The following is a 24,165-nucleotide window of genomic DNA, read 5'->3' as shown; positions in this document are numbered from 1 at the left end:
TTGCAAAAAACCGGGGATATTAACCGAGCGGCGCCGTGAAGGGCCGGTGGAATCTCTAGGAAACGTCCGAATGAACGCCCTCGATCAGGAATTGCACCTTGCGCTCTCCGCGCCATTCATTGATGTCCATGCGAAATGCAATGCAGGCCGATGACGGCAGCGGGTCGGTATGGCCGAACCAGATGCCGTCCACGGTTTCGCCCTGATGGCGCAATTGCAGTTTCAGGTGCTTTTCCCCGACCAGGCGCTGTGACAGCACTTCCAGCTGTTCACTGAAGGTGGGAGGCGCAAAGCCCTGGCCCCAGACCGCGAGATTGAGCTGCTCGACCATTTCCGGCTTGCGGAAATCCGGGTCCAGAGGCCCGTCGGTTTCTATGCGCCGCGTCAGCGTGGCCGCGTCCAGCCATTCCTGGGCCACCTGGGCCAGGGCCTTCTCGAACACGGCGAATCCGGCTTCGGCAATGGTGCAGCCGGCCGCCATGGCGTGGCCGCCGAAGCGCAGCAGCAGGCCAGGGTGGCGCTTGGATACCAGGTCCAGCGCGTCGCGCAGGTGAAAGCCGGGAATGGAGCGGCCCGAGCCCTTGAGTTCATGCTCGTGCCCCGGCGCGCCGCTGGCTGCGAAGACGAAGCTGGGCCGGTGCATGCGGTCCTTGATGCGCGAGGCCACGATGCCGACCACGCCTTCGTGGAAATCGGGGTCGAACACGCTGATGGCGGCCGGCGGCGTCATGCCGTCCGTGCACAGGCCCTCGGCCATGAGCAGGGCCTGCTCGCGCATGCCGCCTTCCAGCTCGCGGCGCTCGCGGTTGATGGCGTCCAGCATCTGGGCCAGGTTGGCGGCGCGGCCCGCATCGTCTGTGGTCAGGCACTCGATGCCGATGGTCATGTCGGACAGCCGGCCTGCTGCATTGATGCGCGGGCCCAGGGCAAAGCCGAAGTCGAACGTGGTGGCCGCAAAGGCCTTGCGGCCGGCCGCGTCGAACAAGGCCTGCAGGCCCGGCTGCATCTGGCCCCGGCGTATCTGCTTGAGGCCCAGGGCGACCAGGCGGCGGTTGTTGGCGTCCAGCCGGACCACGTCGGCCACCGTGCCCAGGGCGACCAGGGGCAGCAGGGCCTCCAGCCGGGGTTGGCTGGCCTTGTCGAAGCGGCCGCGCGCGCGCAGTTCGGCTCGCAGGGCCAGCAGCACGTAGAACATCACGCCGACACCGGCCATGGACTTGCTCTCGAAGCTGCAGCCGGGCTGGTTGGGGTTGACGATGGCATCGGCCAGCGGCAGGTGGTTGCCGGGCAGGTGGTGGTCGGTGACGACCACCTGCAGGCCCAGGGACTTGGCCTCGGCCACGCCTTCGACGCTGGCAATGCCGTTGTCCACGGTGACCATCACGTCGGCGCCGGTTTCCTTGACACGGCGCGCGATGGGGGGTGTCAGGCCGTAGCCGTCCACCACGCGGTCGGGCACCAGGTAGCCGACCTCGGTCGCGCCCAGCATGCGCAGGCCGCGCCAGCCCACGGCGCAGGCGGTGGCACCGTCGCAGTCGTAGTCGGCCACGATGCACAGGCGCAGGCCGCGCTCTATGGCATCGGCCAGCAGCCGCACGGCGGCGTCCATGCCCAGCAGGCCCGAGGGGGCCAGCAGGCGCGCGGGCGTGTCGTCCAGTTCGTCGGCGGAGCACACGCCGCGTGCGGCGTAGAGCTGGGCCAGCAGCGGGTGGACACCGGCCTGGCGCAGTGCCCAGGCCTGCTGCGCAGGGATCTCGCGGGGAATGATTTTCATGGGCAGTGTGTCAGAGCATGCGGCCCAGGTCGGGCAGGGCGCGGGGGCCGAAAAGGCCCGTCAGCCTGTCCAGCCAGCGCGGCGGGCGGCTGCTCCATGCGATGGCATGGCGTTCGCCGCACAGCGTCAGCGTGAGCGGGTGGCCTGCGCGCACGCGCTCCAGCAGGCGGGCGATGAGCCCGGCGTCCAGCGCCTTCCAGGCCTCGCGCCACGCAGCGGGGTTGCCCTGCAGGGCTGCGGCGTGAAGGTCGTCCAGGCATTGCACGGCGGCCTTGGCGCCGGTGGCCGTGCCGGGCTGCAGGCGCCCGGCGCCGTGGACCCAGAAGGCGTTGATGGGCACCTGGCCGCGCGCGGCGCGGGCGTCGTTGAAGACATGGGTGTAGAGCAGCATCTGCACCTCGCTTTGCAGGCGGTGCAGGGCGCGCGCCTGCTGCGCGTCGGGCAGCCAGGGCCGCACGTCGCGGCCGATGACGCGGTCCATGGAGGCCGTGGCCAGGTCATCGAACAGCGCACCGCGCGCCAGCCAGCGCTGCGGCTGCTGGTACTCCAGCACGATGCCGTCGTCGGCGAACCAGGGCGCCAGCAGGGCCAGCAGCTGGCGGGATTCCTCATCGCTGAGGGGTGTGGTGGCGGGATCGCTCTGGTGCACCTGGTCTGCGCCTATGTGCCAGTGGCAGGGCGTGACATAGGCGCAGGCCTGTGCCGTCTCACCGGCCTGCCAGGCGGCCCAGGCAATCAGGCCCGGTGTATCGGGCAGGCCCAGCGAGTGCGCCAGGGCGCGTTCGTGGGGGGGAGAAAAATCCATCTCCGTGCCGGTCTGTGCGGGCGCGGGCTGCATCAGCGCCAGCAGCGATTGGAGATGGGGCAGCTCCAGTCCACCCCAGACGGCCGCGACGGCAGCGTCATCCGCCGCATCCGAGGACGGACCGCCGGCATAGGGAATGATCCATTCGGTTGTTTCCTCCAGCGGGGCTTGGGTGGAGGACACCAGGGGAGCGGTCAAAAGCATGGCCGCTATTGTCGGGCATGGGGTGCCGCAGTGCCTGCGCCTTCGTTTTTTCCCCTTGGAGCGCGGTTCAGCGCTGGGGCATGTCGCGGGCCGAAGAGACCAGGCTGACCGTGGCGTCCTCGGGGATGGGCGGCATGCCCTGGTTCCAGTCTTCCCAGGCGCTGCGCATGGCGGCCAGTCTCTCGGGCGCGCGCACTGCCTGGTTGGCGCGCTCGCGCTCGTCGGCGGCAAGGTCGAACAGGTAGTCGATGCCGTCCACGCGCAGGTACTTCCAGTCGCCATCGCGCAGGGCACGTTGGCCGCGGTGCTTCATGCGCCAGTGCAGGGTGCGTGGGAATTCGGCATCTTCGGCGCGCAGCACGGGCAGCAGGGAGACGCCGTCCAGCGCATGGCCCTTTGGCGCCTGCACGCCGGCGGCATCCAGCACCGTGGCCGACCAGTCCATGCTCATGCAGTGCTGGCGGCTGCTGCGGCCCGGCGCGATGACGGCCGGCCAGTGCGCAATCCAGGGCACGCGTATGCCGCCTTCGGTCAGGTCCATCTTGCCGCCGACCAGGGGCCAGTTGTCGGAGAAGCGTTCGCCGCCGTTGTCGCTGGTGAAGACGATGAGGGTGTTGTCCAGCTGCCCCTTGGCGCGCAGCGCCTCGACGATCCAGCCTATGCCTTCGTCCATGTGGTGGATCATGCGGCGGTACTGGTGGATGTTGCCGCCGTCCAGGTGGGCAATGCCTGCGCCCAGGGCCTCGGCCGTGCTGCGGTCATCGCGCGTTTCCCAGGGCCAGTGCGGCGCCGTGTAGTGCAGGCTCAGGAAGAAGGGCGCATCGCCCTGGGCCATGCGGTGGACGAAGTCCACGCTGCGCTGCGACAGCAGGTCGGTCAGGTAGCCCTCGTCATGGTGTTCCTCCTCGCCCACCCACAGGTCGTGCTGGCCCGAGCTGCTCAGGTGGGTGAAGTAGTCCACGCCGCCCGACATGGGGCCGAAGTATTCCTCGTAGCCCGAGCGCAGCGGGCCGAAGTGCGGCGGGTAGCCCAGGTGCCACTTGCCGATCAGCGCCGTGCGGTAGCCGGCATCCCTGAGCATCGATGCGACGGTGGGCATGTCCGGCGGCAGGCCCAGCTTCTCGCCCAGCGGCGTGCCGCGTGTCCTGCTGTTGATGGGCTCCTCGGCCGCACCGCGCAGGCGGTACTGGTAGCGCGCCGTGGCCAGGGCAAAGCGCGTGGGAGAGCACACGGGCGAGTTGGCATAGCCCTGGGTGAGCCTGAGGCCGCCGGCGGCCAGGCGGTCGAGCACCGGGGACACCGGGCCGAAGTCGGCCGCGCGGCCGCCGTAGCAGCCGAGGTCGGCATAGCCGAGGTCATCGGCCACGATGAAGAGGATATTGGGACGGGACATGGAAATGCGTTCTGTGCAGGGTCGTGGGCGGGAAGCGGCGGCGCTCATTCCATCTTCATTCCGGTGGACTGGATCACGGTCCGGTAGCGGTCGGCCAGCGCCTGTATGCGTTCGGCGGCGGCCGGACCGGTCAGGCCTTCATAGAACAGGTCGTTGGCGCGCATGCGCTCGCGCAGCGCCGGATCCTTCATGGCCTTTTCCAGCGCGGACTGGATCCTGGCGACCAGCGGCTCGGGCGTGGCGGCCGGCACCCACAGGGCGAACAGCACTTCCTGCTCCAGGTCCTTGTGGCCCAGCTCGCCCACGGTGGGCACGCCGGGCACCAGCGGGTTGCGCTGGCGCGTGGTCACGGCCAGCGGCACGACCTTGCCGGCCGCCACCTGGCCCAGCATGGCCGAGGAGCTGATGATGCCGCCGTCCACCTCGCCGGCCAGCACGGCCGTGCTGGCCGGGGCGTTGCCCTTGTAGGGCACGTGGCTGACCTTGGCGCCCGTGGCATGGGTGAGGATGGCCGAGGCCAGATGGCCCGGCGTGCCGTAGCCGGCCGAGCCCAGCGTCAGGCCGCTTCTCTTGCCCTGGGCGATGAACTGGTCCAGGGTCCTGAGGCCTGTGCGGGGATTCACGGCCACCATCATTCCCTGCGAGGCGATCATCATCACGGGACGCAGGTCCGTGCCCTTGAAGGGCATGCTCTTGTAGATGAAGGGATTGACGGTGAAGGTCGTGTCGATGCCGACCAGCAGCGTATAGCCGTCGCCGGGCGCCTTGGCCGCGTTGTCGGTGCCGATGTTGCCGCCCGCGCCGGGCCGGTTGTCCACGACGAAGGGCTGTTTGAGTTCACGCTGCAGTACCTCGCCCAGGCTGCGCGCCAGGATGTCGGCAGCGCCGGCGGGCGCGAAGGCGACGACGATGCGCACGGGTTTGGCGGGCCAGGCCGCGGCATCGGCGGCCGCATCGGCTCGGGCGCCAGCGCCGGAGCCCAGGCCCAGCAGAAGGGCCAGGCCGGCCCGCAGCAGCGGGCTGCGCAAGGCATGGGGGGCATGGGTGGCTTGGAACAGGGAAAACATGGTGGCGAACTTTCTGCGCTGCGGGGGCGCCGGGCTTTGCGAGAATCCCCAGGCCGGCTCCGGACGGTGGCTCCCGTTGTCTCCTTTCCGGACGGGGCCACTGTAGAAGTCCCCGCAGCAATTGATCTAATCAACTGTTCCCCGTGAATACCCGTCCCGCTCCCACCTCCATCCAGCAGATGCTGCTGTTTCGCATCAACCGCTACTTCGGTGCAGCGGGCGGCGTGGCCATGCGCATGTGCGAGGCGCATTTCGGCATCACGCGCCGCGAGTGGGGCGTGATGGCCACGGTGGCTGCCAACGAGGGCCTGCTGTCGTCGGAGCTGGCCGAACGCGCGCAGCTGGACCGCGCACGCACCTCGCGCGCCCTCAGCGGGCTGGAGGAAAAGGGCTGGGTGCAGCGCAGCCCCCTGCCCGGCGACCGCCGCCGCGTGGCCGTGTCGCTGACCGCCGAGGGGCGGCGCATGTACGGCCTGATCCTGCCGCGCATGGCCCAGATCCACCTGGACCTGGTGTCCGTGCTCAGCGACGAGGAACTTGAACAATTCGACACCTTGCTGGCCAGGCTGCAGCGCCATGCGCTGACGCTGGAGGCAGAGGGCCGCTACGACGCCCTGCCGCGCGTGGACCGCGGACGGCACCGGCGCTGACACGCCGACGGCAAAGCCTGCCGCCATGCAGGGCCTGCGGGCGATGACACAATGCATGCCCATGCAATTTCCCTACGAACTGGCCGTCGGCTGGCGCTACACCCGGGCCGGGCGCGCCACGCGCCGCAACGGCTTCATCTCGTTCATCTCCGGCGTCTCCATGCTGGGCATCGCCCTCGGTGTCGCGGCGCTGATCATCGTGCTCAGCGTGATGAACGGCTTCCAGAAGGAAGTGCGCGACCGCATGCTCAGCGTGGTCTCGCACATCGAGATCTTCGCGCCCCAGGGCGCGGCGCTGCCCGATCTGGAGCGCACCATGCGCGAGGCGCGCGCCAACCCCGACGTGCTGGGCGCCGCCCCCTTCGTCGCGGCCCAGGCGCTGCTGGCGCGTGGCGAGGACATGAAGGGCACCCTGGTGCGCGGCATCGATCCGGCGCGCGAGGGCGAGGTCACCGACGTGGCCGCCACCAATGCCGAGGTGCTCCAGCGCCTGGTGCCTGGCGAGTTCAACGTGGTGCTGGGCGTGGAGCTGGCGCGCTCGCTGGGCGTGCGCCAGGGCGACATGGTCACGCTGATCGCCCCGGGCGGCCAGGTCACGCCGGCCGGCGTGGTGCCGCGCCTCAAGCAGATGCATGTGGCAGGCACCTTCGACTCCGGCCACTACGAATACGACTCGGCCCTGGTGATGATGCATTACGAGGACGCGCAGCGCCTGTTCCGCCTGGAAGGGCCGACTGGCATCCGCCTGAAGCTCAAGGACCTGCATGAGGCACCGCGCGTGGCCATGGAGCTGGCCCACACCATCACCGACCGCCTGCTGATCCGCGACTGGACCCAGCAGAACCGCACCTGGTTCGCGGCCGTGCAGCTGGAAAAACGCATGATGTTCATCATCCTCACGCTCATCGTGGCCGTGGCTGCGTTCAACCTCGTGTCCACGCTGGTGATGACGGTGACCGACAAGCGCGCCGACATCGCCATCCTGCGCACGCTGGGCGCCTCGCCGTCCAGCATCATGGGAATCTTCATGGTGCAGGGCGCCATGGTCGGCGTCATCGGCACCTTCGCGGGCCTGCTGCTGGGCCTGGGCATCGCCTTCAACATCGATGTCATCGTGCCGGCCATCGAGCGCCTGCTGCATGCCAACTTCCTGCCCAAGGACATCTACCTGATCAGCAAGATGCCCAGCGATCCGCAGTACAGCGACATCATGCCCATCGCCGTGATCTCCCTGGTCCTGGCCTTTGTCGCCACCATCTACCCGAGCTGGCGCGCCAGCCGCGTGAACCCCGCCGAGGCGCTGCGCTATGAATGAAGTGAATGTGATGCCCGGTTTCGAAGTGTCCCAGCAGGGCGCCGTGGTCCTCGATGCGCGCGGCCTGACCAAGCGCTTCGCCGAAGGACGGCTCAACGTGCAGGTGCTGGCAGGTGTCGACCTGCAGGTGCGTGCGGGCGAGACGCTGGCCATTGTCGGCGCCTCGGGCTCGGGCAAGAGCACGCTGCTGCACCTGCTGGGCGGGCTGGATGCCCCCACCAGCGGCAGCGTCACCCTCAAGGGCGAGCCCCTGCATGAACTCAGCGCCCAGAAGCAGGGTGCGCTGCGCAACAGGCACCTGGGATTCATCTACCAGTTCCACCATCTGCTGCCCGAATTCAGCGCCCAGGACAACGTGGCCATGCCGCTGCGCATACGCCGCGACGACCGGGCCGAGTGCATGGAGCGCGCCGCACGCATGCTGGCGGCCGTGGGCCTGGGCGAACGCATGCTGCACCGGCCGGCCGAGCTGTCGGGGGGCGAGCGCCAGCGCGTGGCCATTGCCCGCGCCCTGGTCACGCAGCCTGCCTGCGTGCTGGCCGACGAGCCCACCGGCAACCTGGACCGCAGCACGGCCGACACCGTGTTCCGCCTGATGCTGGAGCTGGCGCGCAGCAATGGCACGGCCTTTGTGATGGTCACGCACGACGAGCAGCTCGCGGCGCGCTGCGACCGCATGGTGCGCCTGGTGCAGGGACAGCTGGCCTGACCCTGTAATGGGTCCTGCATGCGCCGTCCTGCGCGCTCCGGCGTCAGGCCATGCGCAGCAGCTTGCCGCCCATGTGCGGCGTGCGCACAGGCACCACGGTGGGCGCTGGCGCCGCCTTGATCTGCGGGGCCTCGGGAACCATGGCCGCCGGCAGCGACTTGCGCACGGGTTGCGCGCGGGGCGTGTCGCCGATGTTTACGCTCTGGGCCGTCAGGTCGGCCGTGACCTCGCGCAGCCGCGCAGACTGCGCCATGGAGGCCTGCACCACGTCGCCCATGATGGCCGTGACCTGGTGGGAGGAATCCACGATTTCCTGCATGGTCCCGCCGGCCTGTCGCACCTGCTCGGCGCCCAGAGCCACCTGCTCCACCGAGGTGTGGATGAGCTGCTTGATCTCCTTGGCGGCGGCAGCACTGTTCTGCGCCAGTGCCCGCACCTCGCCGGCCACCACGGCAAAGCCCCGGCCCTGCTCGCCGGCGCGGGCCGCCTCCACGGCGGCGTTCAGCGCCAGGATATTGGTCTGGAAGGCGATGCCGTCCATCACGCCGATGATGTCGTTGATCTTGCGCGAGCTGGCGCTGATGGACTCCATGGTGCCCATGACCTCGTGCACCGTGCGCCCGCCCTGCTCGGCCACCCGGCAGGCCTGGCGGGCCAGTTCATTGGCCTGGCCTGCGTGCTCGGCGCTTTCGCTCAGGCCCTGCATGGCCTCGCCCAGGGTCTGCGCGGCCGTGAAGCGGCGCGTGATATCGCGGGCGTACTTGACTACCTTGAAGGGCCGGCCGTCGGCATCGAGGATGGGGTTGTAGCTGGCCTCGATCCAGACCTGGCGGCCGTGCTTGCCGATGCGCAGGTACTGGCCTGCATCGTGCTGGCCGCTGCCCAGCTTGCGCCAGAACTGCGCGTATTCGGCGCTTTGGCGCTCATGGGGCTGGACGAACATGCTGTGGTGCCGCCCGACAACCTCGTCCAGCGTGTAGCCCATGGCCTGCAGGAACAGGCGGTTGGCATGGAGGATGTTGCCGTCCAGGTCGAACTCGATGATGGCCTGCACCTTGGAGATGGCCGCCAGCTGGCCTTCGGCATCGGCGTTGCGGCGCTGCTGCTCGGTGATGTCGGTGGCGTACTTCACCACCTTGAAGGGCCGGCCATGCCGGTCGAAGATGGGGTTGTAGCTGGCCTGCAGCCAGACATCGCGCCCATCCCTGGCGATGCGCCGGTAGCGCCCCGCATCGTGGATGCCGCTGCCCAGGCGCTGCCAGAACCGGGCGTATTCGGGGGATTCGCTGACCTGGCTGTCCACGAACATGCGGTGGTGCTGGCCGATGACCTCGTGCTCCTCGTAGCCCATGGTGTCCAGGAAGTTCTGGTTGGCAGCCAGCACATGGCCTTGCAGGTCGAACTCGATCACCGCCTGGGACTTGTGTATGGCGGCCAATTGCCCGTCAAGCTCCGCCTTGCGGCGTGCGCCACCGAGGTCCAGGATTCGACTCCATGCTGAGCGCTTCATGGGAATTCCTCTCTCCAAAGCATGCCGGCCGGTGATGCGGGAGCCCGATGCGGGGTGTAAGTGTTACTTTATGTATTTTTATGGAGGCGCAAGCCATTCGTGTATTGATTTTGTCAAACGGAGCCGACTCGCAATAAGCCAAGGGTTTGCCCTTGCTCCGGGCCTCGTCTGCCCCTTGGACGGGCGCTGCCCGGGCCGGTGGCATGATGCGGCCATGCCCGCCTGGATAGACACCCACTGCCACCTCGATGCCCCTGAATTCGATGCCGACCGCGATGCCGTGCGCGCGCAGGCGGCCGAGACAGGCGTTGCGCATCTGGTGATTCCGGCCGTGGCGCGCGAGCACTGGGACACGGTAGTGGCGCTGGCGCGGCGCCATGGCGACAGCTATGCGCTGGGCATCCATCCGCTGTACACGCCCAATGCCCGCGAGCAGGACATTGCCGCATTGCGCGAGACGCTGGACCGGCTGCGTGGCGATCCCCAACTGGTGGCCGTGGGCGAGATCGGGCTGGACTTCTTCGTGCCGGGGCTGGACGCACAGCGGCAGGTCTGGTTCTACGAGCAGCAGATCGCGCTGGCGCGCGAGTTCGATCTCCCGGTCATCCTGCATGTGCGCAAGTCCAGCGACCGGCTGCTCAAGACCCTGCGTGCACGGCCCGTGGCGGGCGGCATTGCCCATGCCTTCAACGGCAGCGGGCAGCAGGCCCAGGCCTTCATCGACCTGGGTTTCAAGCTGGGCTTCGGCGGCGCCGTGACCTATGACCGCGCGCTCAGGCTGCGCGAGCTGGCAGCCAGCTTGCCGCTGGACGCGCTGGTGCTGGAAACCGACGCTCCCGACATTCCGCCGCACTGGCTCTACACCACGGCCGGGCAGCGCGCCCAGGGCCAGGCCCAGGGCCGCAACACGCCGGCCGAGCTGGCACGCATTGCGGACGTGATTGCGCAACTGCGCGGCATCACGCCCCAGGCCCTGGCCGAGGCCACGGGCCGCAACGCGCGTGCCGCGCTGCGAGGCCTGCCCGCCATGGCCTGAACCAGGCTTGAGCGGAACCTGAACCTGAGCGGTCTTGCCGCCCGCTGCCAGCAGCCCGGCGACCGCTGGGCGACAATGCCGGCCATGTCCTTGACCGTTCCCGACCTGCCGCCCCCCGGCACCCCGCGCTGGCAGGGCCTGGCGCCGGTGGCCGATGCGCGGACCCGGGCCCTGGTGCTGGGCAGCTTTCCGGGCCTGCGATCGCTGCAATTGCAGCAGTACTATGCCCATCCGCACAACCAGTTCTGGCCCCTGCTCCAGGCCTTGTGGCCCGAGTATCCGCAGCCCGGCCGCGATGACTATGCGGGCCGCTGCGAATGGCTGCTGGCCCGGGGCCTGGGGCTGTGGGATGTGTACGCCAGCTGCGAGCGCGAAGGCAGCCTGGACAGCGCCATCCGCGCTGCCGAGGTGAACGACTTCGCTGGGCTGCGCACGCACTGCCCGCAGTTGACGCTGGCCTTGCACAACGGTGGCGAGAGCTACAAGCACGCCGGCCGCACGCAGGCCCTGGGCCTGGCTGCCGTGAAGCTGCCATCGACCAGCCCGGCCAACGCGAGCTGGCGTTTCGAACGCAAGGTCCAGGCCTGGCGCGAGGCGCTGGCTCTCCATCAACTGCTCTGAATCTTTCCATTTTTCCCGACGTGATACGCAAGACCCGTGGCGCCGCCAAGGCCGCCCCTTCCTCTCCCGCCAACGCCGCAGATGCCGAGCTGCCCGAAGTCAGCGTCTCCGACGATGGCGATGTGCGCCACCTGCACCTGGGCACGCCCTGGATACAGGGCTCCATGCGCATACGCGAGCCCTTCGAGATCGAGCTGGAGTACGTGCAGCGCATGATGGGCTGGCTGCTGTTCATGGAACCCGCCAGCGTGGCCGGCCGCCATGCCATGCAGCTGGGCCTGGGCGCCGCGGCCATCACCAAGTTCTGCCACAAGAAGCTGCGCATGCGCACCACGGCCATCGAGCTGAACCCGCAGGTGCTGGCCGTGTGCCGCAGCTGGTTCAAGCTGCCGCCCGACAGCGACACGCTGCGCGTGGTGCTGGCCGATGCGGCCCAGGAAATCCGCAAGAGCCAGTGGCTGGGCACGGTCGATGCGCTGGCCGTTGATCTCTATGACCACGATGCGGCCGCGCCCGTGCTGGACAGCGCCGAGTTCTATGCCGATTGCCGCAATCTGCTGACCGAGGACGGCATCATGACCGTCAACCTGTTCGGCCGCACCTCCAGCTACGAGCGCAGCCTGGCACGCATGGCCGAAGCCTTTGGCGAAGAGGCCATGTGGGCCTTCCGCCCCACGCGCGAAGGCAACACCGTGGTGCTGGCCCAGCGCACCCCGCGCGCGCTCGACCCCGCAGCGCTGCAGGCCGCCAGCGCCCAGGTGCAGGCCCGCTGGGACCTGCCCACCACGCGCTGGCCCAAGATCTTCGTGCGGCCCTGGTAGAGCGGGCTGGCCGGGCAGGGAGGCCGGCAGGCTTACCATAGGGCGCAGTTCAGCTTCCGGCCCAACGCCATGTCCGACCCGACCTCCACCGCACAGCCCACAACCGCCGTCGCTCCGCGCAATCCTTCGGGGCCCCTGGACTGGCGCAGGCTGGTGCAGTGGCTGCAGGCCGACGGCGTGATCACGGCCGAAGAGGCCCAGCGCACCGTGGCGCGCTGCTCGCAGGCCGAGAGCACCCAGCACCCGCTGGTCCGGCTGGCCAACGTGGGCGTGGCCCGGGCCGGTGACGGGCGCGCGCTGGACATCGAGGAGCTGACCCAGTACCTGGCGAGCCGCAGCGGCCTGGCCTACCTGCGCATCGACCCTCTGCGCGTGGATGCGGGCCGCGTGGGCGAAATCATGAGCGCCAGCTATGCCGAGCGCCACAAGGTGCTGCCCGTGCAGGTGTCGCCGCAGGAAGTGGTGGTGGCCACGGCCGAGCCGTTCATCGACGACTGGGTGGCCGAGGTCGAGCGCCAGGCGCGCCGCAAGGTGCGCCGCGTGCTGGCCAGTCCGGTGGACCTCAAGCGCTACACGGGCGAGTTCTTCGCCTTGGCCAAGTCGGTGCGCGCTGCCGAGAAGGCCGGCGGTGCGGCCAGCGCGGCCAGCTTCGAGCAGCTGGTGGAGCTGGGCAACAGCAGCAAGCAGCTCGATGCCAACGACCAGGGCGTGGTGCGCGTGGTGGACTGGCTGTGGCAATACGCCTTCGACCAGCGCGCCAGCGACATCCACATGGAGCCCCGGCGCGACCAGGGCGTGATCCGCTTTCGCATCGACGGCGTGCTGCATCCGGTCTACCAGGTGCCCATGGGCGTTCTCAATGCCATGGTCTCGCGCGTGAAGCTGCTCGGGCGCATGGACGTGGTGGAAAAGCGCCGTCCCCAGGATGGGCGCATCAAGACCCGCAACCCGCGCGGCGACGAGGTGGAAATGCGCCTGTCCACGCTGCCCACGGCTTTTGGCGAAAAGCTGGTGATGCGGATCTTCGACCCCGACAACACGGTCAAGGACCTGGACGCCCTGGGCTTCACCAGCCATGACGCCCAGCGCTGGAACGAGCTGGTGCGCCGCCCGCACGGCATCATCCTCGTGACCGGTCCCACGGGCTCGGGCAAGACCACCACGCTGTACTCCACGCTCAAGCGCGTGGCCACGGAGGAGGTCAACGTCAGCACCGTGGAGGACCCGATCGAAATGATCGAGCCCAGCTTCAACCAGACCCAGGTGCAGACGCAGCTGGACTTCGGCTTCACCGAGGGACTGCGCTCGCTGATGCGGCAGGACCCGGACATCATCATGGTGGGCGAAATCCGTGACCTGGCCACGGCCGAGATGGCCGTGCAGGCCGCGCTGACCGGCCACCTGGTGTTCTCCACGCTGCACACCAACGATGCGCCCAGCGCCGTGAGCCGGCTGATGGAGCTGGGCGTGCCGCCCTACCTGATCAACGCCACGCTGCTGGGCGTGCTGGCCCAGCGCCTGGTGCGCACGCTGTGCCCGCAATGCAAGCAGCGCGACGAGGAGACTTCGGCCGCCACGCTGGCCGAGGCCGTGCGGCCCTGGAAACTGTCAGGCAGCTACCAGCCCTACAAGCCCGTGGGTTGCGTGGATTGCCGCATGACGGGCTTTCGCGGGCGCATGGGCCTGTACGAGCTGCTGACCGTGAGCGAGGCGCTCAAGCAGCAGATCCACACCTCGCCGTCCATGGATGCGCTGCGCCGCCAGGCCGTGCAGGACGGCATGCGTCCGCTGCGCCTGGCCGGAGCCCTGCGCGTGGCCGAAGGCGTGACCACGCTGCAAGAGGTCATGGCCAGCACGCCCCTGCTGGGCTGACTGGCGGATAAAAACGTAAGTGCCTGCTCTTGCGCAGGCCGTTGCCAATGATGGATGGGGTGCCTGGCATGGGCACCCTTTTTTCCTCATGCGGGTAGGACATGAGGGTATGCCCTTTGTAGGTGGAATCCACATTCGGACACAGTTTTTCTGAACGCAAAATCGCCGGGTCGTGATTCCGTAAGGAGACATTCTCGTGAAAATCAAGAGTCAGAAAGACTTTTTTTCCGGCGTGATGTTTTTGGTTGTCGGCCTCGCTTTTGCGATCGGCGCAACCAACTACACCGTCGGCACCGGTGCCCGCATGGGCCCGGGCTACTTCCCGCTGATCCTGGGTGTGCTGATGTCCATTCTGGGCACGGCCATCTGCTTCTCCGGCCTGACCAAGGGACCCTCCGGCGGTGACAAGATCGGCAAGTGGGCGTGGAAGCAGGTGTTCTTCATCCTGGCCGCGAACTTTGCCTTCGGCATCCTGCTGGTCGGCGTTCCCAATCTGGGCATTCCCCAGTTCGGTCTGATCGTCGCCATCTACGCGCTGGTGTTCATCGCCAGCCTGGGCGGCCATAGCTTCAACTTCAAGGAAGTGGCAATTCTGGCCACCGTTCTTGCCGTAGGCAGCTATGTGGCCTTCGTGTGGGCACTGAATCTGCAGTTCCCCGTCTGGCCCAGCTTCATCACCGGCTAAGCAGGAGCATCGTCCGTGGAACTTTTTCAGAACCTGGCGACCGGCTTCGGCGTCGCCTTCACTTTCCAGAACCTGATCTACTGCTTCGTCGGCTGTCTGCTCGGTACGCTCATCGGCGTGCTCCCAGGCATCGGCCCCGTGGCAACGATCGCCATGCTGCTGCCAGCGACCTACGCCCTGCCTCCGGTGGCGGCGCTGATCATGCTGGCCGGTATCTACTACGGTGCGCAGTACGGTGGCTCGACCACCGCCATTTTGGTGAACCTGCCGGGTGAATCCTCGTCCGTGGTGACCGTGATCGACGGCTACCAGATGGCCAGAAAGGGGCGAGCGGGACCCGCTCTCGCTGCTGCAGGACTCGGCTCGTTCTTCGCAGGCTGCGTGGGCACCGTGATCCTGGCCGCCTTCGCGCCTCCGCTGACGGAAGTGGCCTTCAAGTTCGGCCCTGCCGAGTACTTCTCGCTGATGACCCTGGGCCTGATCGGCGCCGTGGTGCTGGCTTCGGGCTCGCTGCTCAAGGCCATTGCGATGATCGTGCTGGGCCTGCTGCTGGGCATGGTCGGTACCGACGTGAACTCCGGTGTGGCCCGCTACAGCTTCGACATTCCCGAACTGACCGACGGTATCGACTTCGTCGTGATCGCCATGGGCGTGTTCGGCTACGGCGAAATCATTGCCAACCTGTCCAAGCCCGAGGACGAGCGCGAAGTGTTCGCCGCCAAGGTGACGGGCCTGATGCCCACCGCCGAGGACTTCAAGCGCATGCTGCCTGCCATGCTGCGCGGCACGGCCCTGGGTTCTGCCCTGGGTATCCTGCCCGGTGGCGGTGCCATGCTGTCGGCCTTTGCTGCCTACACCATCGAGAAGAAGACCAAGCTCAAGCCGGGCGAAGTCCCCTTCGGCCAAGGCAACATCCGTGGCGTGTGCGCGCCCGAGTCGGCCAACAACGCAGGTTCGCAGACCTCCTTCATCCCGCTGCTGACGCTGGGCATTCCGCCCAACGCCGTGATGGCACTGATGGTGGGCGCGATGACCATCCACAACATCCAGCCGGGCCCGCAGGTGATGACCAGCAACCCCGAGCTGTTCTGGGGCCTGATCGCCTCGATGTGGATCGGCAACCTGATGCTGATCGTCCTGAACCTGCCGCTGATCGGCGTCTGGATCAAGCTGCTGACCGTGCCCTACCGCTGGCTGTTCCCGTCCATCGTGCTGTTCTGCGCGATCGGCGTGTACGGTACCAACAACAACACCTGGGACGTGTGGATGGTGGGTATCTTCGGCTTCGTGGGCTATGTGTTCCACAAGCTGGGCACCGAACCGGCTCCCTTGCTGCTGGGCTTCATCCTGGGCCCGATGATGGAAGAAAACCTGCGCCGTGCGCTGCTGCTGTCGCGTGGCGACTGGAGCGTGTTCGTGACCCGTCCGATCTCGGCCGGCCTGCTGCTCGCCGCCGTGGTGCTGCTGGTGGTGGTGCTCATGCCCGCAGTGAAGAACAAGCGCGAAGAAGCATTCGTCGAGGATTGATCGCCTCAGCGCTGCAACCATGTTGCTTGACGGCCCTTCGGGGCCGTTTTTTTTTGCGTCGACGAGAAATGCACGTGAAAGCTGTTGATCCCGGATGGCGGGAGGACGCAGCGCCCGTGCCTGCACAATAGCGCGCAGTCTTTCGAGGTCACGATGTCCCCACTTCTGTCATCCCAGCACCCGCTGCGCGTGCTGCTGCACAACGAGATCCATGCGCGTCCCGCCGAGGAAATGCAGGCGCCGCTGGCCATCACCCATGTGGTGATGCTCACCGACGCGGCCCAGCGCGAGGCCAGCCGCGCCCATGTGGCCACCCTGCTGCGCAACCACCACCTGCCCCCGCCCGATGCGGCGACCACGCATGTGCTCATCGATCTGGGCGCCTTTCACCTGCGCTGGGAGCTGCACACGGAATTCGTCTGCTGGACCTTCAGCAAGCCCATGTCGCAGGCCGGCATGGACGATGTGCGCGAGCCCGAGGCCGCCATCGACTACGTGCCGCGCGACTGGCTGGCTGCATTGCCTGGCCAGTGCCTGAGCGGCCTGCACCTGTGGGCCTTGCAGGAACAGGCGATCAACGAGCCGCACCTGGTGCGCCACCTGCTGCAGGAAGACACGCTGGTGGGCGCACGCGTGGCCGGCGATGCGGGCAAGGTCTACACGGACTTCGCCATCCATGCCGATGGCTTCTCGCGCATGCTGCTGCTGGCCGGCGAATCGCTGTCGCCGCGCCGCCTGGGGCGGCTGGTGCAGCGCCTGCTGGAGATCGAGACCTACCGCATGGCGGCCTTGCTGGGCCTGCCTGCCGCCCGCCAGGCCGCTGCCGTTCTGGCCACGGCCGAGCGGGACCTGGCGGCCCTGGCCCATTCCATCCGCCTGGCGGACCGCGATGCCGAGCCGGCGCTGCTGGACCGGCTCACGCGCCTGGCCGGGCAGGTGGAGAGCGAGTACGCCACCACGCACTCGCGCTTTTCCGCCAGTGCGGCCTATTTCGAGCTGGTGGACAAGCGCATTCAGGACATCCAGGAATCACGCATCGACGGCATACAGACCATCCGCGAGTTCATGGACCGGCGCCTGACGCCGGCGCGCAGCACCTGCGAATGGGCGGCGCGGCGGCAGAACGCGCTGTCCGAGCGCGTCTCGCGCGTCAGCAGCCTGCTGCGCACGCGCGTGGAGATCGAGCAGCAGCAAAGCAGCCAGCAACTGCTGGGCGCCATGAACCAGCGCCAGGACATGCAGCTCAAGCTGCAGTCCACGGTGGAAGGCCTGTCCGTGGCCGCCATCACCTACTACTTCACGGGCCTGATCAGCTATCTGGCCAAGGGCGCCAAGGCCCTGGGCTGGCCCTGGTCGCCGGAGAGCACGGCCGCCGTCGCCATTCCCGTGGTGGCGCTGGGTGTGTGGTGGTCCTTGCGCAGGCTGCACCACAGGCTGTTCCGTGGCCAGCACGGCGGCGGCGCGCATTGAAGGCAGCGCCAGGGGCTCGCCGGTGTGCCGGCGAGTTCACGTTTTCTCACGTTTGGCGTGAAAGCGTCGAAGCCTCGCGCACAATGTGCGCTGCCGTTCTGCAAGGATCGAGCAAGGTTTTGTTTGTTCAGGAGTGAGACATGGATCTGGGAATCGCGGGCAAGTGGGCCCTGGTATGTGGCGCCAGCAAGGGCCTGGGCTTTGGCTGTGCCAAGGCGCTGGCGCAAGAGGGTGTGAACCTGGTGATCAATGCGCGCAATCCCGAGGCCCTGCAGGAGGCCGCGGCCAGCCTTGCGGCCCTCGCGCCGCAGGTGAAGGTGCTGGCCGTTGCCGCCGACATCACCACCGAGGAAGGCCGTGCCGCCGTGCTGTCGGCCGCCGGCGGCCCGGGCGTGGATTTCGATATCGTCATCACCAATGCGGGCGGCCCGCCTCCCGGCGATTTCCGTGACTGGGACCGCGCGGCCTGGCTCAAGGCCGTGGACGCCAACATGCTCACGCCCATCGAGCTGATCAAGGCCACGGTGGACGGCATGGCGGCACGCGGCTTCGGCCGCATCGTCAACATCACGTCCAGCGCCGTGAAGGCGCCCATCGACATCCTGGGCCTGTCCAACGGCGCGCGCAGCGGCCTCACGGGCTTTGTGGCGGGCCTGGCGCGCAGCGGCATCGCGGCCAAGGGCGTGACCATCAACAACCTGCTGCCCGGCAAGTTCGACACCGACCGCCTGCGCACTACCTTCACGGCCGCCGCCAACAAGAGCGGCAAGAGCCTGGACGATGTGCGCCTGGTGCAGCAATCCCAGGTGCCGGCGCGCCGCTTCGGCACGCCCGATGAATTCGGCGCCATCTGCGCCTTCCTGTGCAGCGCCCACGCAGGCTACATGACGGGCCAGAACATCCTGCCCGACGGCGGCCTGTACGCAGGAACCTTCTGATGCGCCAGGGCACTGCGACCATGACCGCCTCCGGAGCCCGCAAGTCCCGGACAGTGCCAGGCATGGCCGCGCAGTTGCAAACGGGCGGCGGACAGGGGCGGTCTTGAAAACCCCGGCCCTGCATCGCGGCCAGCGGCCTCGCCGCAGCCTGCCCATGTCGCATGCCATGCAGGGAGCCGGGAGATGAGCGAACTGTCCCACCAGACGGACTGGTCGCAGGCGATTGCAGGCCCCTCCGCGCGCCCGGCGGCTGCGCTCAGTCCCCCAGGCATGCGCCATACCCTGGGCCTGATGCTCGTGCTGCTGACGGTGGCCCTGGCGGCCGCCGTCGTCTGGCTGCTCAGCGGCATGCGCACCACCGCGCAGGAAGAGGCATCGCTGCGCCTGGTGCGCTTTGTGCTCGGTACCGAGGCGGCCATCAGCCGCAGCCTTGAATCCCTGGACGCACTGGCCATGGGGGTGGATGAATGGCTGGGTTCGCGCGATCCCGCATCGGCCTCGCAGCCGCAACTGCAGGAGATGCTGCACGCCATGGAGCGGCAGAACACGCTGGCGCGCCGCGCCTCCGTGCACGACTCCAAGGGCCGCGAGCTGGCGGCTTCGGGCGATGGCCCGGCCATTGATCTGCCGGCCCAGGCCTGGGAGCGCCTTGCGGCCCAAAGCCGCTCAGAATTGCTGGCCAGCCCGCCCTCCGTGGCGCCGCAGCCGCCGGGCGGCGAGCGCATGCTCTATCTGGTGCGCCCGCTGAGTCGTGCACAGCAGGGTGGCTATGTGCTGATGCAGGTGCCGGTGGCGGCGCTGGGCGCGGTGCTGGCCCAGGGCGGCGTGCTGGACGGACTGGAAGTCACGCTGGAGCAGGGCAGCGGCGAGCTGCTGCTGTCCATGCCCCCCTACGGCGAGGCCTCGGCTGCGCGGTTGCTGCCGGCGACATCGCAGTTGGCGTCCAGCGGCGTCATGCCCATGGCCGCACGCCTGAGCCGCGTGCCCGCCCTGGTGGCCGCGCATCCGCTGCCCAAGGGCAATCTGTGGGTCACGGCCAGCCTGCCCATGTCCTCCGTGCTGGCGGGCTGGCGTGTGGCGGCCTGGCTGATGGTGCTGGCCGTGATGATCTTCGGCGTGCTGCTGGCCATACTGGGCTGGACGGTCCACCGCTACATGGATCGCCTGCATGCCGCGCGCCGTCAGGCACAGCGCTCCGAGCAATGGCTGGACCAGGCGCTGGACAGCATGGTCAGCGGCTTTTTGCTGCTGGATTCACAGCAGCGCGTGCTTCGCTGGAATCGCTGCTACGAGGAGATGTTTCCATGGCATGCGGATCAGCTGGAGCCCGGCCGGCCCCTGCAATCCCTGCTGGATGCCAGCCCCAGCGCGGTGGGTCTGGTGGCGGCGCCGGAGCAGATCGATGAGGCGAAGGACCTGCACCGGCAACTGGTGCTGCGTCCTGGCGTCCCCATGGAGCAGCAACTGGCCAGCGGCCGTTTCGTGCAGATGACGGCGCGCCCGGCTGCCGAGGGCGGCGTGGTCATCACCTACAACGATGTCACCGATATCCGGCTGGCCACGGCCGAGATCGAAAGCCTGGCCTTCTACGATCCGCTGACCAGCCTGCCCAATCGCCGCCTGCTGCTGGATCGCCTGGCCCAGGCCACGGTGCTGGCTGCGCGCGAAGGCTGGACCGGGGCGCTGCTGTTCCTGGACCTGGACCAGTTCAAGATGCTCAACGACACGCTCGGCCATGAAGTGGGCGACCAGTTGCTGCAGCAGGTGGCGCACCGGCTGCGCAGCGCCGTGCGCTCTTCGGACACGGTGGCGCGCCTGGGGGGCGATGAATTCGTGGTCATGCTCTGCGAGCTGTCGCACGAGCCTGCCGAGGCGGCCACGCTGGCCCAGCGCATTGGCGAGAAGATCCTGGCTCGGCTCAACCAGTCCTATGTGCTGGGTGCCCACCTGCACCGCAGCGCCTGCAGCATTGGCGCCACGCTGTTCGGCCGCCAGCCGCAGTCGGCGGCCGAGCTGCTCAAGCAGGCGGACATCGCCATGTACCAGATCAAGGCGCGCAACGGCAGCGGCCTGTGCTTCTTCGATCCGCAGATGCAGGTGGAGATCCACCAGCGCGTGCGCATGGAGGGCGACCTGCGCCAGGCCCTGGCGCAGTCCCAGTTCGAGCTGCACTACCAGCCCCAGTTCACGCTGGCAGGCGAGGTCATCGGTGCCGAAGCCCTGCTGCGCTGGCGCCACCCCGAGCGTGGCCTGGTGCCGCCCGGCATGTTCATCGCCGTGGCTGAGGAAAGCGAGATCATCGTGCCGCTGGGCATGTGGGTGGTGCGCACGGCCTGCGAGCAGCTGGCCGCCTGGCAAAAGGATGCGCGGCTGCGCCATCTGCAGGTGGCCGTGAATGTCAGCGCCCGCCAGTTCCGCCACCAGGACTTTGCCTCCCAGGTCATCGAGCAGGTGCGCAGCGCAGGCATCGCCCCCCATCTGCTCAAGCTGGAGCTGACCGAGTCGCTGGTGATCGAGAACGTGCAGGAGTCCATCGCCAAGATGAAGCAGCTGCGCAGCCATGGCGTGTGCTTTTCCATGGACGACTTCGGCACCGGCCATTCCTCGCTGACCTACCTCACCCAGCTGCCGCTGAACCAGCTCAAGATCGACCAGTCCTTCGTGCGCCACCTGGGCATGCGCCATACCGACGATGTGATCGTGCAGACCATCATCGGCATGGCTCGCAACCTCAACCTGGATGTGATCGCCGAAGGCGTGGAAACGCTGGAGCAGCGCGCCCTGCTGGCGCACTACGGCTGCGAGTACTTCCAGGGCTATCTGTTCAGCCCGCCCGTTCCCATCCGCGCGTTCGAACAGCTGCTGGCCAAGGTGCCCGTGCGCACCGCGGCACACGGCCTGCCCAAGGCTATCCCCGGCGCGAAGACACCATGATGCCGCCCACGATGAGTACGAACGCCAGGCCGTGGTACAGGCGCGGCGCTTCGCCCAGCAGCGCGATCGACAGCAGGGCGGTGAACAGCGGGATCAGATTGCCGAAAAAGCCCGCCACGGCCGGGCTGCTGCGCTGCACGCCCAGCCCCCAGAAACGGTAGGCCAGGATGGCCGGGCCCAGGGCGATGAACAGCAGTGCCCCGCCCAGAGGCCAGCCCCACTGAATGTGGAACTGGCCCATGGCCATCTCGCCGCCCGTGAACAGGCCGGACCAGACCAGGCCGAAGACCATCTGGGCCAGCAAAAAGCCTGCCCAGTCCGAGCGCAGCCGCTGCGGGACTTGCGCCTTGGACAGCAGCCAGGTGTAGAGGGCCCAGACCATGGTGGCCAGCACCATGAACAGATCGCCGGGCACGAGCTGCAGATGCAGCAGCAGCTCGGGATCTCCGCGCGACAGCACCACGGCCACGCCCAGCATCGACAGCAGTGCGCCCAGCAGTTGGCGCCGGCTGACGGGAATGCCCCAGACGATGCGGCCCAGGGCCAGCATCCACACCGGCATGCTGGAGCTGACCAGGGTGACGTTCAGCGGCGTCGAGGTCTTGAGCGCCAGATACAGCAGCGCGTTGTAGCAGCCGATGCCCAGCAGGCCCAGCACGGCGAACTGCCGCCAGTGGCTCCAGGTGCCGCTGCTGCGGCCCAGTGCCCATCCTGCCAGCGGCACAAGCAGGACAAAGGCAATGGCCCAGCGCAGGAAGTTCAGCGCAAACGGCGAGATCAGGTCATGGACCAGGCGGCCCACGATGGCGTTGCCGGCCCACAGCAGGGGCGGCAGCGTCAGGATGGCGGCGGTGGACAGCTTCAGCGGCGGGCTCGTGTGGCTCATAGGCCCGCCACTATAGGTGCTGCGAACGCTCTTTGCCGGCCTTGCGCCAGTCCTGTGCGGGCCCGGTACAGCGTCTTGCGCGTGGCCTCCCGAAACATGGCACGATGCCGCTCTTGTTGGTTTTTTGCAGGAGTGCATCCCATGGGTATTGCAGTGCAGATCCGCCACAACGGCGGCCCCGAAGTCCTGGAGCTGGTGCAGGTCGCCGTGGGCGAGCCCGGGCCGGGCCAGGTGCGCATACGCCACCATGCGGTGGGCCTGAACTTCATCGATGTCTACCAGCGTTCGGGCCTGTACTCGCTGCCCATGCCCTTGAGCCTGGGCATGGAGGGCGCAGGCGTGGTCGAGGCCGTGGGAGAGGGCGTGCAGCACCTGGGCGTGGGCGACCGCGTGGCCTATGCCAGCAATCCGCCGGGCAGCTACAGCGAAGTGCGTGTCATGCCCGCCATGTGCGTGTGCCGCCTGCCCGACGCCATCGCGTTCGAGACGGCTGCCGCCATGATGCTCAAGGGCCTGACCGCCCAGTACCTGCTCAAGAAATGCATTCCGGTGGAGGGCCTGGCACCGGGTGATGCCGTGCTGTTCCATGCGGCGGCCGGTGGCGTGGGCCTGATTGCCTGCCAATGGGCCAGGGCCATGGGCCTGCAGCTCATCGCCACGGCAGGCTCGGACGAGAAGTGCGCGCTGGCCCTGGCCAACGGCGCGGCCCATGCCATCAACTACCGCAGCGAGAACTTCGCCGAACGCGTGCAGGAAATCACGGGCGGCCAGGGCGTGAAGGTGGTCTACGACAGCGTGGGCAAGGACACCTGGGAAGGCTCGCTGGCCTGCCTGCGGCGCTTTGGGCTGATGGTCAGCTTCGGCAACGCATCCGGTCCCGTGGCGCCTTTCGCACCCGCCGTGCTGGCCGCCAAGTCGTTGTATGTGACGCGCCAGACCCTGTTCTCCCACATCACCAGCCGCGAGGCCACCCAGGCCATGGCCGACGATTTGTTCGCCGTGGTGGAAAGCGGTGCCGTGAAGATCCACATCGACCAGCGCTATCCGCTGGCCGAGGTGCGCCAGGCCCATCTGGACCTGGAGGCACGCAGGACCACGGGCTCCACCATCTTGCTGCCATGAACGGGGAAAAGAGCTCAGCCGACCCAGGCGTGCAGGCATGGCTGAACCGGGTGCGCGCCGCAACCCGCCAGCCTGCGCTGCAGCCGCGCCGGCCGCTTCAGGTGGTGGCAGAGGAAATCGGTTCGCTGGAAGATGGGCTGGCTGCGCAGTTGCCGGACGGGGTGATGCAGGCCCATGGCGTGGCGCTGCGGCAGCAGGCCGGCCACTGGCACCTGCAGGGCGAAGGTGATGCCACGGCCCTGCTCAACGCCCTGGCACGCGTGCTGCGAGCCTGCGGCCACAGCGGCCCCTGGCGCGATGAGCAACTGGCCGTGTGCAACGTGCAGGGTCAGCGCATTGGCACCGTGGAGCGTGGCGCCGTGCGTCCGCTGGGCATTGCCACCCTGGCCGTGCACCTGGTGGGCGAGACGGCCGACGGCCGCATCTGGGTGCAGCAGCGCGCCGACAGCAAGCCCACCAACCCCGGCATGTGGGACACGCTGATGGGCGGCATGGTGGCCGCGCACGATACCCTGGAACAAGCCGTGCAGCGTGAAACCTGGGAAGAGGCCGGCCTGCGCGTGGGCGAGCTGCAGGGCCTGCGCCATGGCGGCCACGTACTGTTCGAGCGCCCCAGCGACGAGGCCGAGGGCCGTGGCTTCATGCGCGAACGCATCGACTGGTTCAGCGCCACCGTGCCGGCTGCGCTGGAGCCCAGCAACCAGGATGGCGAGGTGCAGGCCTTTGCACTGATAGAGCGCGACCAGCTCGTGCAATGGCTGCTGCAGGACCGCTTCACGCCCGAGGCCGCCCAGGTGCTGGCGGCCTGGCTGGGCTGGTGAACGGG

Annotated in this window: 20 protein-coding genes; 14 read left to right on the top strand and 6 right to left on the bottom strand. The window is 68.1% G+C overall.

The window, feature by feature from the left end; all coding sequences use genetic code 11:
• Positions 1–55: 55 nt before the first annotated feature.
• The 4 genes from recJ to ACF8NF_RS03090 form a co-directional block, all read right to left on the bottom strand.
• Positions 56–1,774 (bottom strand): single-stranded-DNA-specific exonuclease RecJ, encoded by a 1,719-nt coding sequence (recJ, locus tag ACF8NF_RS03105; protein ID WP_016445724.1) that lies wholly within the window; start codon positions 1,772–1,774, stop codon positions 56–58.
• A 10-nt stretch (positions 1,775–1,784) separates the two neighbouring features.
• Positions 1,785–2,783 carry a hypothetical protein gene (locus ACF8NF_RS03100; protein ID WP_017406863.1) on the bottom strand — a complete coding sequence of 333 codons (999 nt, stop codon included), beginning with the start codon at positions 2,781–2,783 and terminating at the stop codon, positions 1,785–1,787.
• A gap of 67 nt (positions 2,784–2,850) precedes the next feature.
• Entirely contained in the window at positions 2,851–4,176 is a 1,326-nt protein-coding gene (locus tag ACF8NF_RS03095; RefSeq protein WP_392450039.1) for a sulfatase, read from the bottom strand.
• A gap of 44 nt (positions 4,177–4,220) precedes the next feature.
• Positions 4,221–5,243, bottom strand: a complete 1,023-nt coding sequence (locus ACF8NF_RS03090; RefSeq protein ID WP_392450038.1) for a tripartite tricarboxylate transporter substrate binding protein — start codon at positions 5,241–5,243, stop codon at positions 4,221–4,223.
• A gap of 179 nt (positions 5,244–5,422) precedes the next feature.
• Here ACF8NF_RS03090 and ACF8NF_RS03085 point away from each other — a divergent pair, with 179 nt between their 5' ends.
• From ACF8NF_RS03085 to lolD, 3 genes are all read left to right on the top strand, one after another.
• Entirely contained in the window at positions 5,423–5,893 is a 471-nt protein-coding gene (locus tag ACF8NF_RS03085; protein ID WP_016445728.1) for a MarR family winged helix-turn-helix transcriptional regulator, read from the top strand.
• A gap of 61 nt (positions 5,894–5,954) precedes the next feature.
• On the top strand, positions 5,955–7,208 hold the full coding sequence (locus ACF8NF_RS03080; RefSeq protein ID WP_034347641.1) for a lipoprotein-releasing ABC transporter permease subunit: 1,254 nt from the start codon (positions 5,955–5,957) through the stop codon (positions 7,206–7,208).
• A complete protein-coding gene (gene lolD, locus ACF8NF_RS03075) occupies positions 7,201–7,917 on the top strand; it encodes a lipoprotein-releasing ABC transporter ATP-binding protein LolD (RefSeq protein ID WP_392450036.1) in 717 nt (238 codons plus the stop codon). Before ACF8NF_RS03080 ends, lolD begins: the two co-directional genes overlap by 8 nt.
• A 43-nt stretch (positions 7,918–7,960) precedes the next feature.
• On the opposite strand, the gene ACF8NF_RS03070 is transcribed toward lolD, so the two are convergent.
• Positions 7,961–9,427: a methyl-accepting chemotaxis protein gene (locus ACF8NF_RS03070; protein WP_133072223.1), complete on the bottom strand. Its 1,467-nt coding sequence runs from the start codon at positions 9,425–9,427 to the stop codon at positions 7,961–7,963.
• A 214-nt stretch (positions 9,428–9,641) separates the two neighbouring features.
• On the opposite strand from ACF8NF_RS03070, the gene ACF8NF_RS03065 reads away from it, so the two are divergent.
• From ACF8NF_RS03065 to ACF8NF_RS03025, 9 genes are all read left to right on the top strand, one after another.
• The gene (locus ACF8NF_RS03065; RefSeq protein WP_043789797.1) at positions 9,642–10,463 is read left to right on the top strand and encodes a TatD family hydrolase; all 822 of its coding nucleotides are present in this window, start codon (positions 9,642–9,644) and stop codon (positions 10,461–10,463) included.
• Positions 10,464–10,538: 75 nt separating this feature from the next.
• A complete protein-coding gene (locus ACF8NF_RS03060) occupies positions 10,539–11,084 on the top strand; it encodes a DNA-deoxyinosine glycosylase (protein WP_392450034.1) in 546 nt (181 codons plus the stop codon).
• A gap of 20 nt (positions 11,085–11,104) precedes the next feature.
• Entirely contained in the window at positions 11,105–11,905 is an 801-nt protein-coding gene (locus ACF8NF_RS03055; protein ID WP_016445733.1) for a hypothetical protein, read from the top strand.
• A 69-nt stretch (positions 11,906–11,974) separates the two neighbouring features.
• Positions 11,975–13,777, top strand: coding sequence for a GspE/PulE family protein (locus ACF8NF_RS03050; RefSeq protein WP_016445734.1), 1,803 nt, complete (start codon positions 11,975–11,977; stop codon positions 13,775–13,777).
• 196 nt (positions 13,778–13,973) lie between these two features.
• On the top strand, positions 13,974–14,462 hold the full coding sequence (locus ACF8NF_RS03045; RefSeq protein WP_016445735.1) for a tripartite tricarboxylate transporter TctB family protein: 489 nt from the start codon (positions 13,974–13,976) through the stop codon (positions 14,460–14,462).
• Positions 14,463–14,477: 15 nt separating this feature from the next.
• Positions 14,478–15,989, top strand: a complete 1,512-nt coding sequence (locus ACF8NF_RS03040) for a tripartite tricarboxylate transporter permease (RefSeq protein WP_016445736.1) — start codon at positions 14,478–14,480, stop codon at positions 15,987–15,989.
• Positions 15,990–16,142: 153 nt separating this feature from the next.
• Entirely contained in the window at positions 16,143–17,459 is a 1,317-nt protein-coding gene (locus tag ACF8NF_RS03035; protein WP_016445737.1) for a DUF3422 family protein, read from the top strand.
• A gap of 140 nt (positions 17,460–17,599) precedes the next feature.
• A complete protein-coding gene (locus ACF8NF_RS03030; protein ID WP_016445738.1) occupies positions 17,600–18,397 on the top strand; it encodes an SDR family oxidoreductase in 798 nt (265 codons plus the stop codon).
• A 183-nt stretch (positions 18,398–18,580) separates the two neighbouring features.
• The gene (locus ACF8NF_RS03025; RefSeq protein WP_016445739.1) at positions 18,581–21,331 is read left to right on the top strand and encodes an EAL domain-containing protein; all 2,751 of its coding nucleotides are present in this window, start codon (positions 18,581–18,583) and stop codon (positions 21,329–21,331) included.
• On the opposite strand, the gene ACF8NF_RS03020 is transcribed toward ACF8NF_RS03025, so the two are convergent.
• Positions 21,306–22,217, bottom strand: a complete 912-nt coding sequence (locus tag ACF8NF_RS03020; protein ID WP_016445740.1) for a DMT family transporter — start codon at positions 22,215–22,217, stop codon at positions 21,306–21,308. The two genes, ACF8NF_RS03025 and ACF8NF_RS03020, sit on opposite strands and share 26 nt — an antisense overlap.
• A gap of 141 nt (positions 22,218–22,358) precedes the next feature.
• Here ACF8NF_RS03020 and ACF8NF_RS03015 point away from each other — a divergent pair, with 141 nt between their 5' ends.
• A complete protein-coding gene (locus tag ACF8NF_RS03015; protein ID WP_016445741.1) occupies positions 22,359–23,339 on the top strand; it encodes a quinone oxidoreductase in 981 nt (326 codons plus the stop codon).
• Positions 23,336–24,160 (top strand): NUDIX domain-containing protein, encoded by an 825-nt coding sequence (locus tag ACF8NF_RS03010; protein WP_392450033.1) that lies wholly within the window; start codon positions 23,336–23,338, stop codon positions 24,158–24,160. The genes ACF8NF_RS03015 and ACF8NF_RS03010 overlap by 4 nt, the downstream gene beginning before the upstream one ends.
• Positions 24,161–24,165: the final 5 nt, after the last annotated feature.

Source organism: Delftia sp. WSY_22 (genome assembly GCF_043104185.1).
Taxonomy (GTDB): Bacteria; Pseudomonadota; Gammaproteobacteria; order Burkholderiales; family Burkholderiaceae_C; genus Comamonas; species Comamonas tsuruhatensis.
Note: the sequence above shows the minus strand (reverse complement) of the source record. Positions and strands in the feature narration are given on the sequence as shown.

Bases quoted from the DNA above. Each gene is read 5' to 3' on its own strand.
- recJ (WP_016445724.1), bottom strand. From the start codon at position 1,774: ATGAAAATCATTCCCCGCGAGATCCCTGCGCAGCAGGCCTGGGCACTG.
- ACF8NF_RS03100 (WP_017406863.1), bottom strand. From the start codon at position 2,783: ATGCTTTTGACCGCTCCCCTGGTGTCCTCCACCCAAGCCCCGCTGGAG.
- ACF8NF_RS03095 (WP_392450039.1), bottom strand. From the start codon at position 4,176: ATGTCCCGTCCCAATATCCTCTTCATCGTGGCCGATGACCTCGGCTAT.
- ACF8NF_RS03090 (WP_392450038.1), bottom strand. From the start codon at position 5,243: ATGTTTTCCCTGTTCCAAGCCACCCATGCCCCCCATGCCTTGCGCAGC.
- ACF8NF_RS03085 (WP_016445728.1), top strand. From the start codon at position 5,423: ATGCTGCTGTTTCGCATCAACCGCTACTTCGGTGCAGCGGGCGGCGTG.
- ACF8NF_RS03080 (WP_034347641.1), top strand. From the start codon at position 5,955: ATGCAATTTCCCTACGAACTGGCCGTCGGCTGGCGCTACACCCGGGCC.
- lolD (WP_392450036.1), top strand. From the start codon at position 7,201: ATGAATGAAGTGAATGTGATGCCCGGTTTCGAAGTGTCCCAGCAGGGC.
- ACF8NF_RS03070 (WP_133072223.1), bottom strand. From the start codon at position 9,427: ATGAAGCGCTCAGCATGGAGTCGAATCCTGGACCTCGGTGGCGCACGC.
- ACF8NF_RS03065 (WP_043789797.1), top strand. From the start codon at position 9,642: ATGCCCGCCTGGATAGACACCCACTGCCACCTCGATGCCCCTGAATTC.
- ACF8NF_RS03060 (WP_392450034.1), top strand. From the start codon at position 10,539: ATGCCGGCCATGTCCTTGACCGTTCCCGACCTGCCGCCCCCCGGCACC.
- ACF8NF_RS03050 (WP_016445734.1), top strand. From the start codon at position 11,975: ATGTCCGACCCGACCTCCACCGCACAGCCCACAACCGCCGTCGCTCCG.
- ACF8NF_RS03035 (WP_016445737.1), top strand. From the start codon at position 16,143: ATGTCCCCACTTCTGTCATCCCAGCACCCGCTGCGCGTGCTGCTGCAC.
- ACF8NF_RS03030 (WP_016445738.1), top strand. From the start codon at position 17,600: ATGGATCTGGGAATCGCGGGCAAGTGGGCCCTGGTATGTGGCGCCAGC.
- ACF8NF_RS03025 (WP_016445739.1), top strand. From the start codon at position 18,581: ATGAGCGAACTGTCCCACCAGACGGACTGGTCGCAGGCGATTGCAGGC.
- ACF8NF_RS03020 (WP_016445740.1), bottom strand. From the start codon at position 22,217: ATGAGCCACACGAGCCCGCCGCTGAAGCTGTCCACCGCCGCCATCCTG.
- ACF8NF_RS03015 (WP_016445741.1), top strand. From the start codon at position 22,359: ATGGGTATTGCAGTGCAGATCCGCCACAACGGCGGCCCCGAAGTCCTG.
- ACF8NF_RS03010 (WP_392450033.1), top strand. From the start codon at position 23,336: ATGAACGGGGAAAAGAGCTCAGCCGACCCAGGCGTGCAGGCATGGCTG.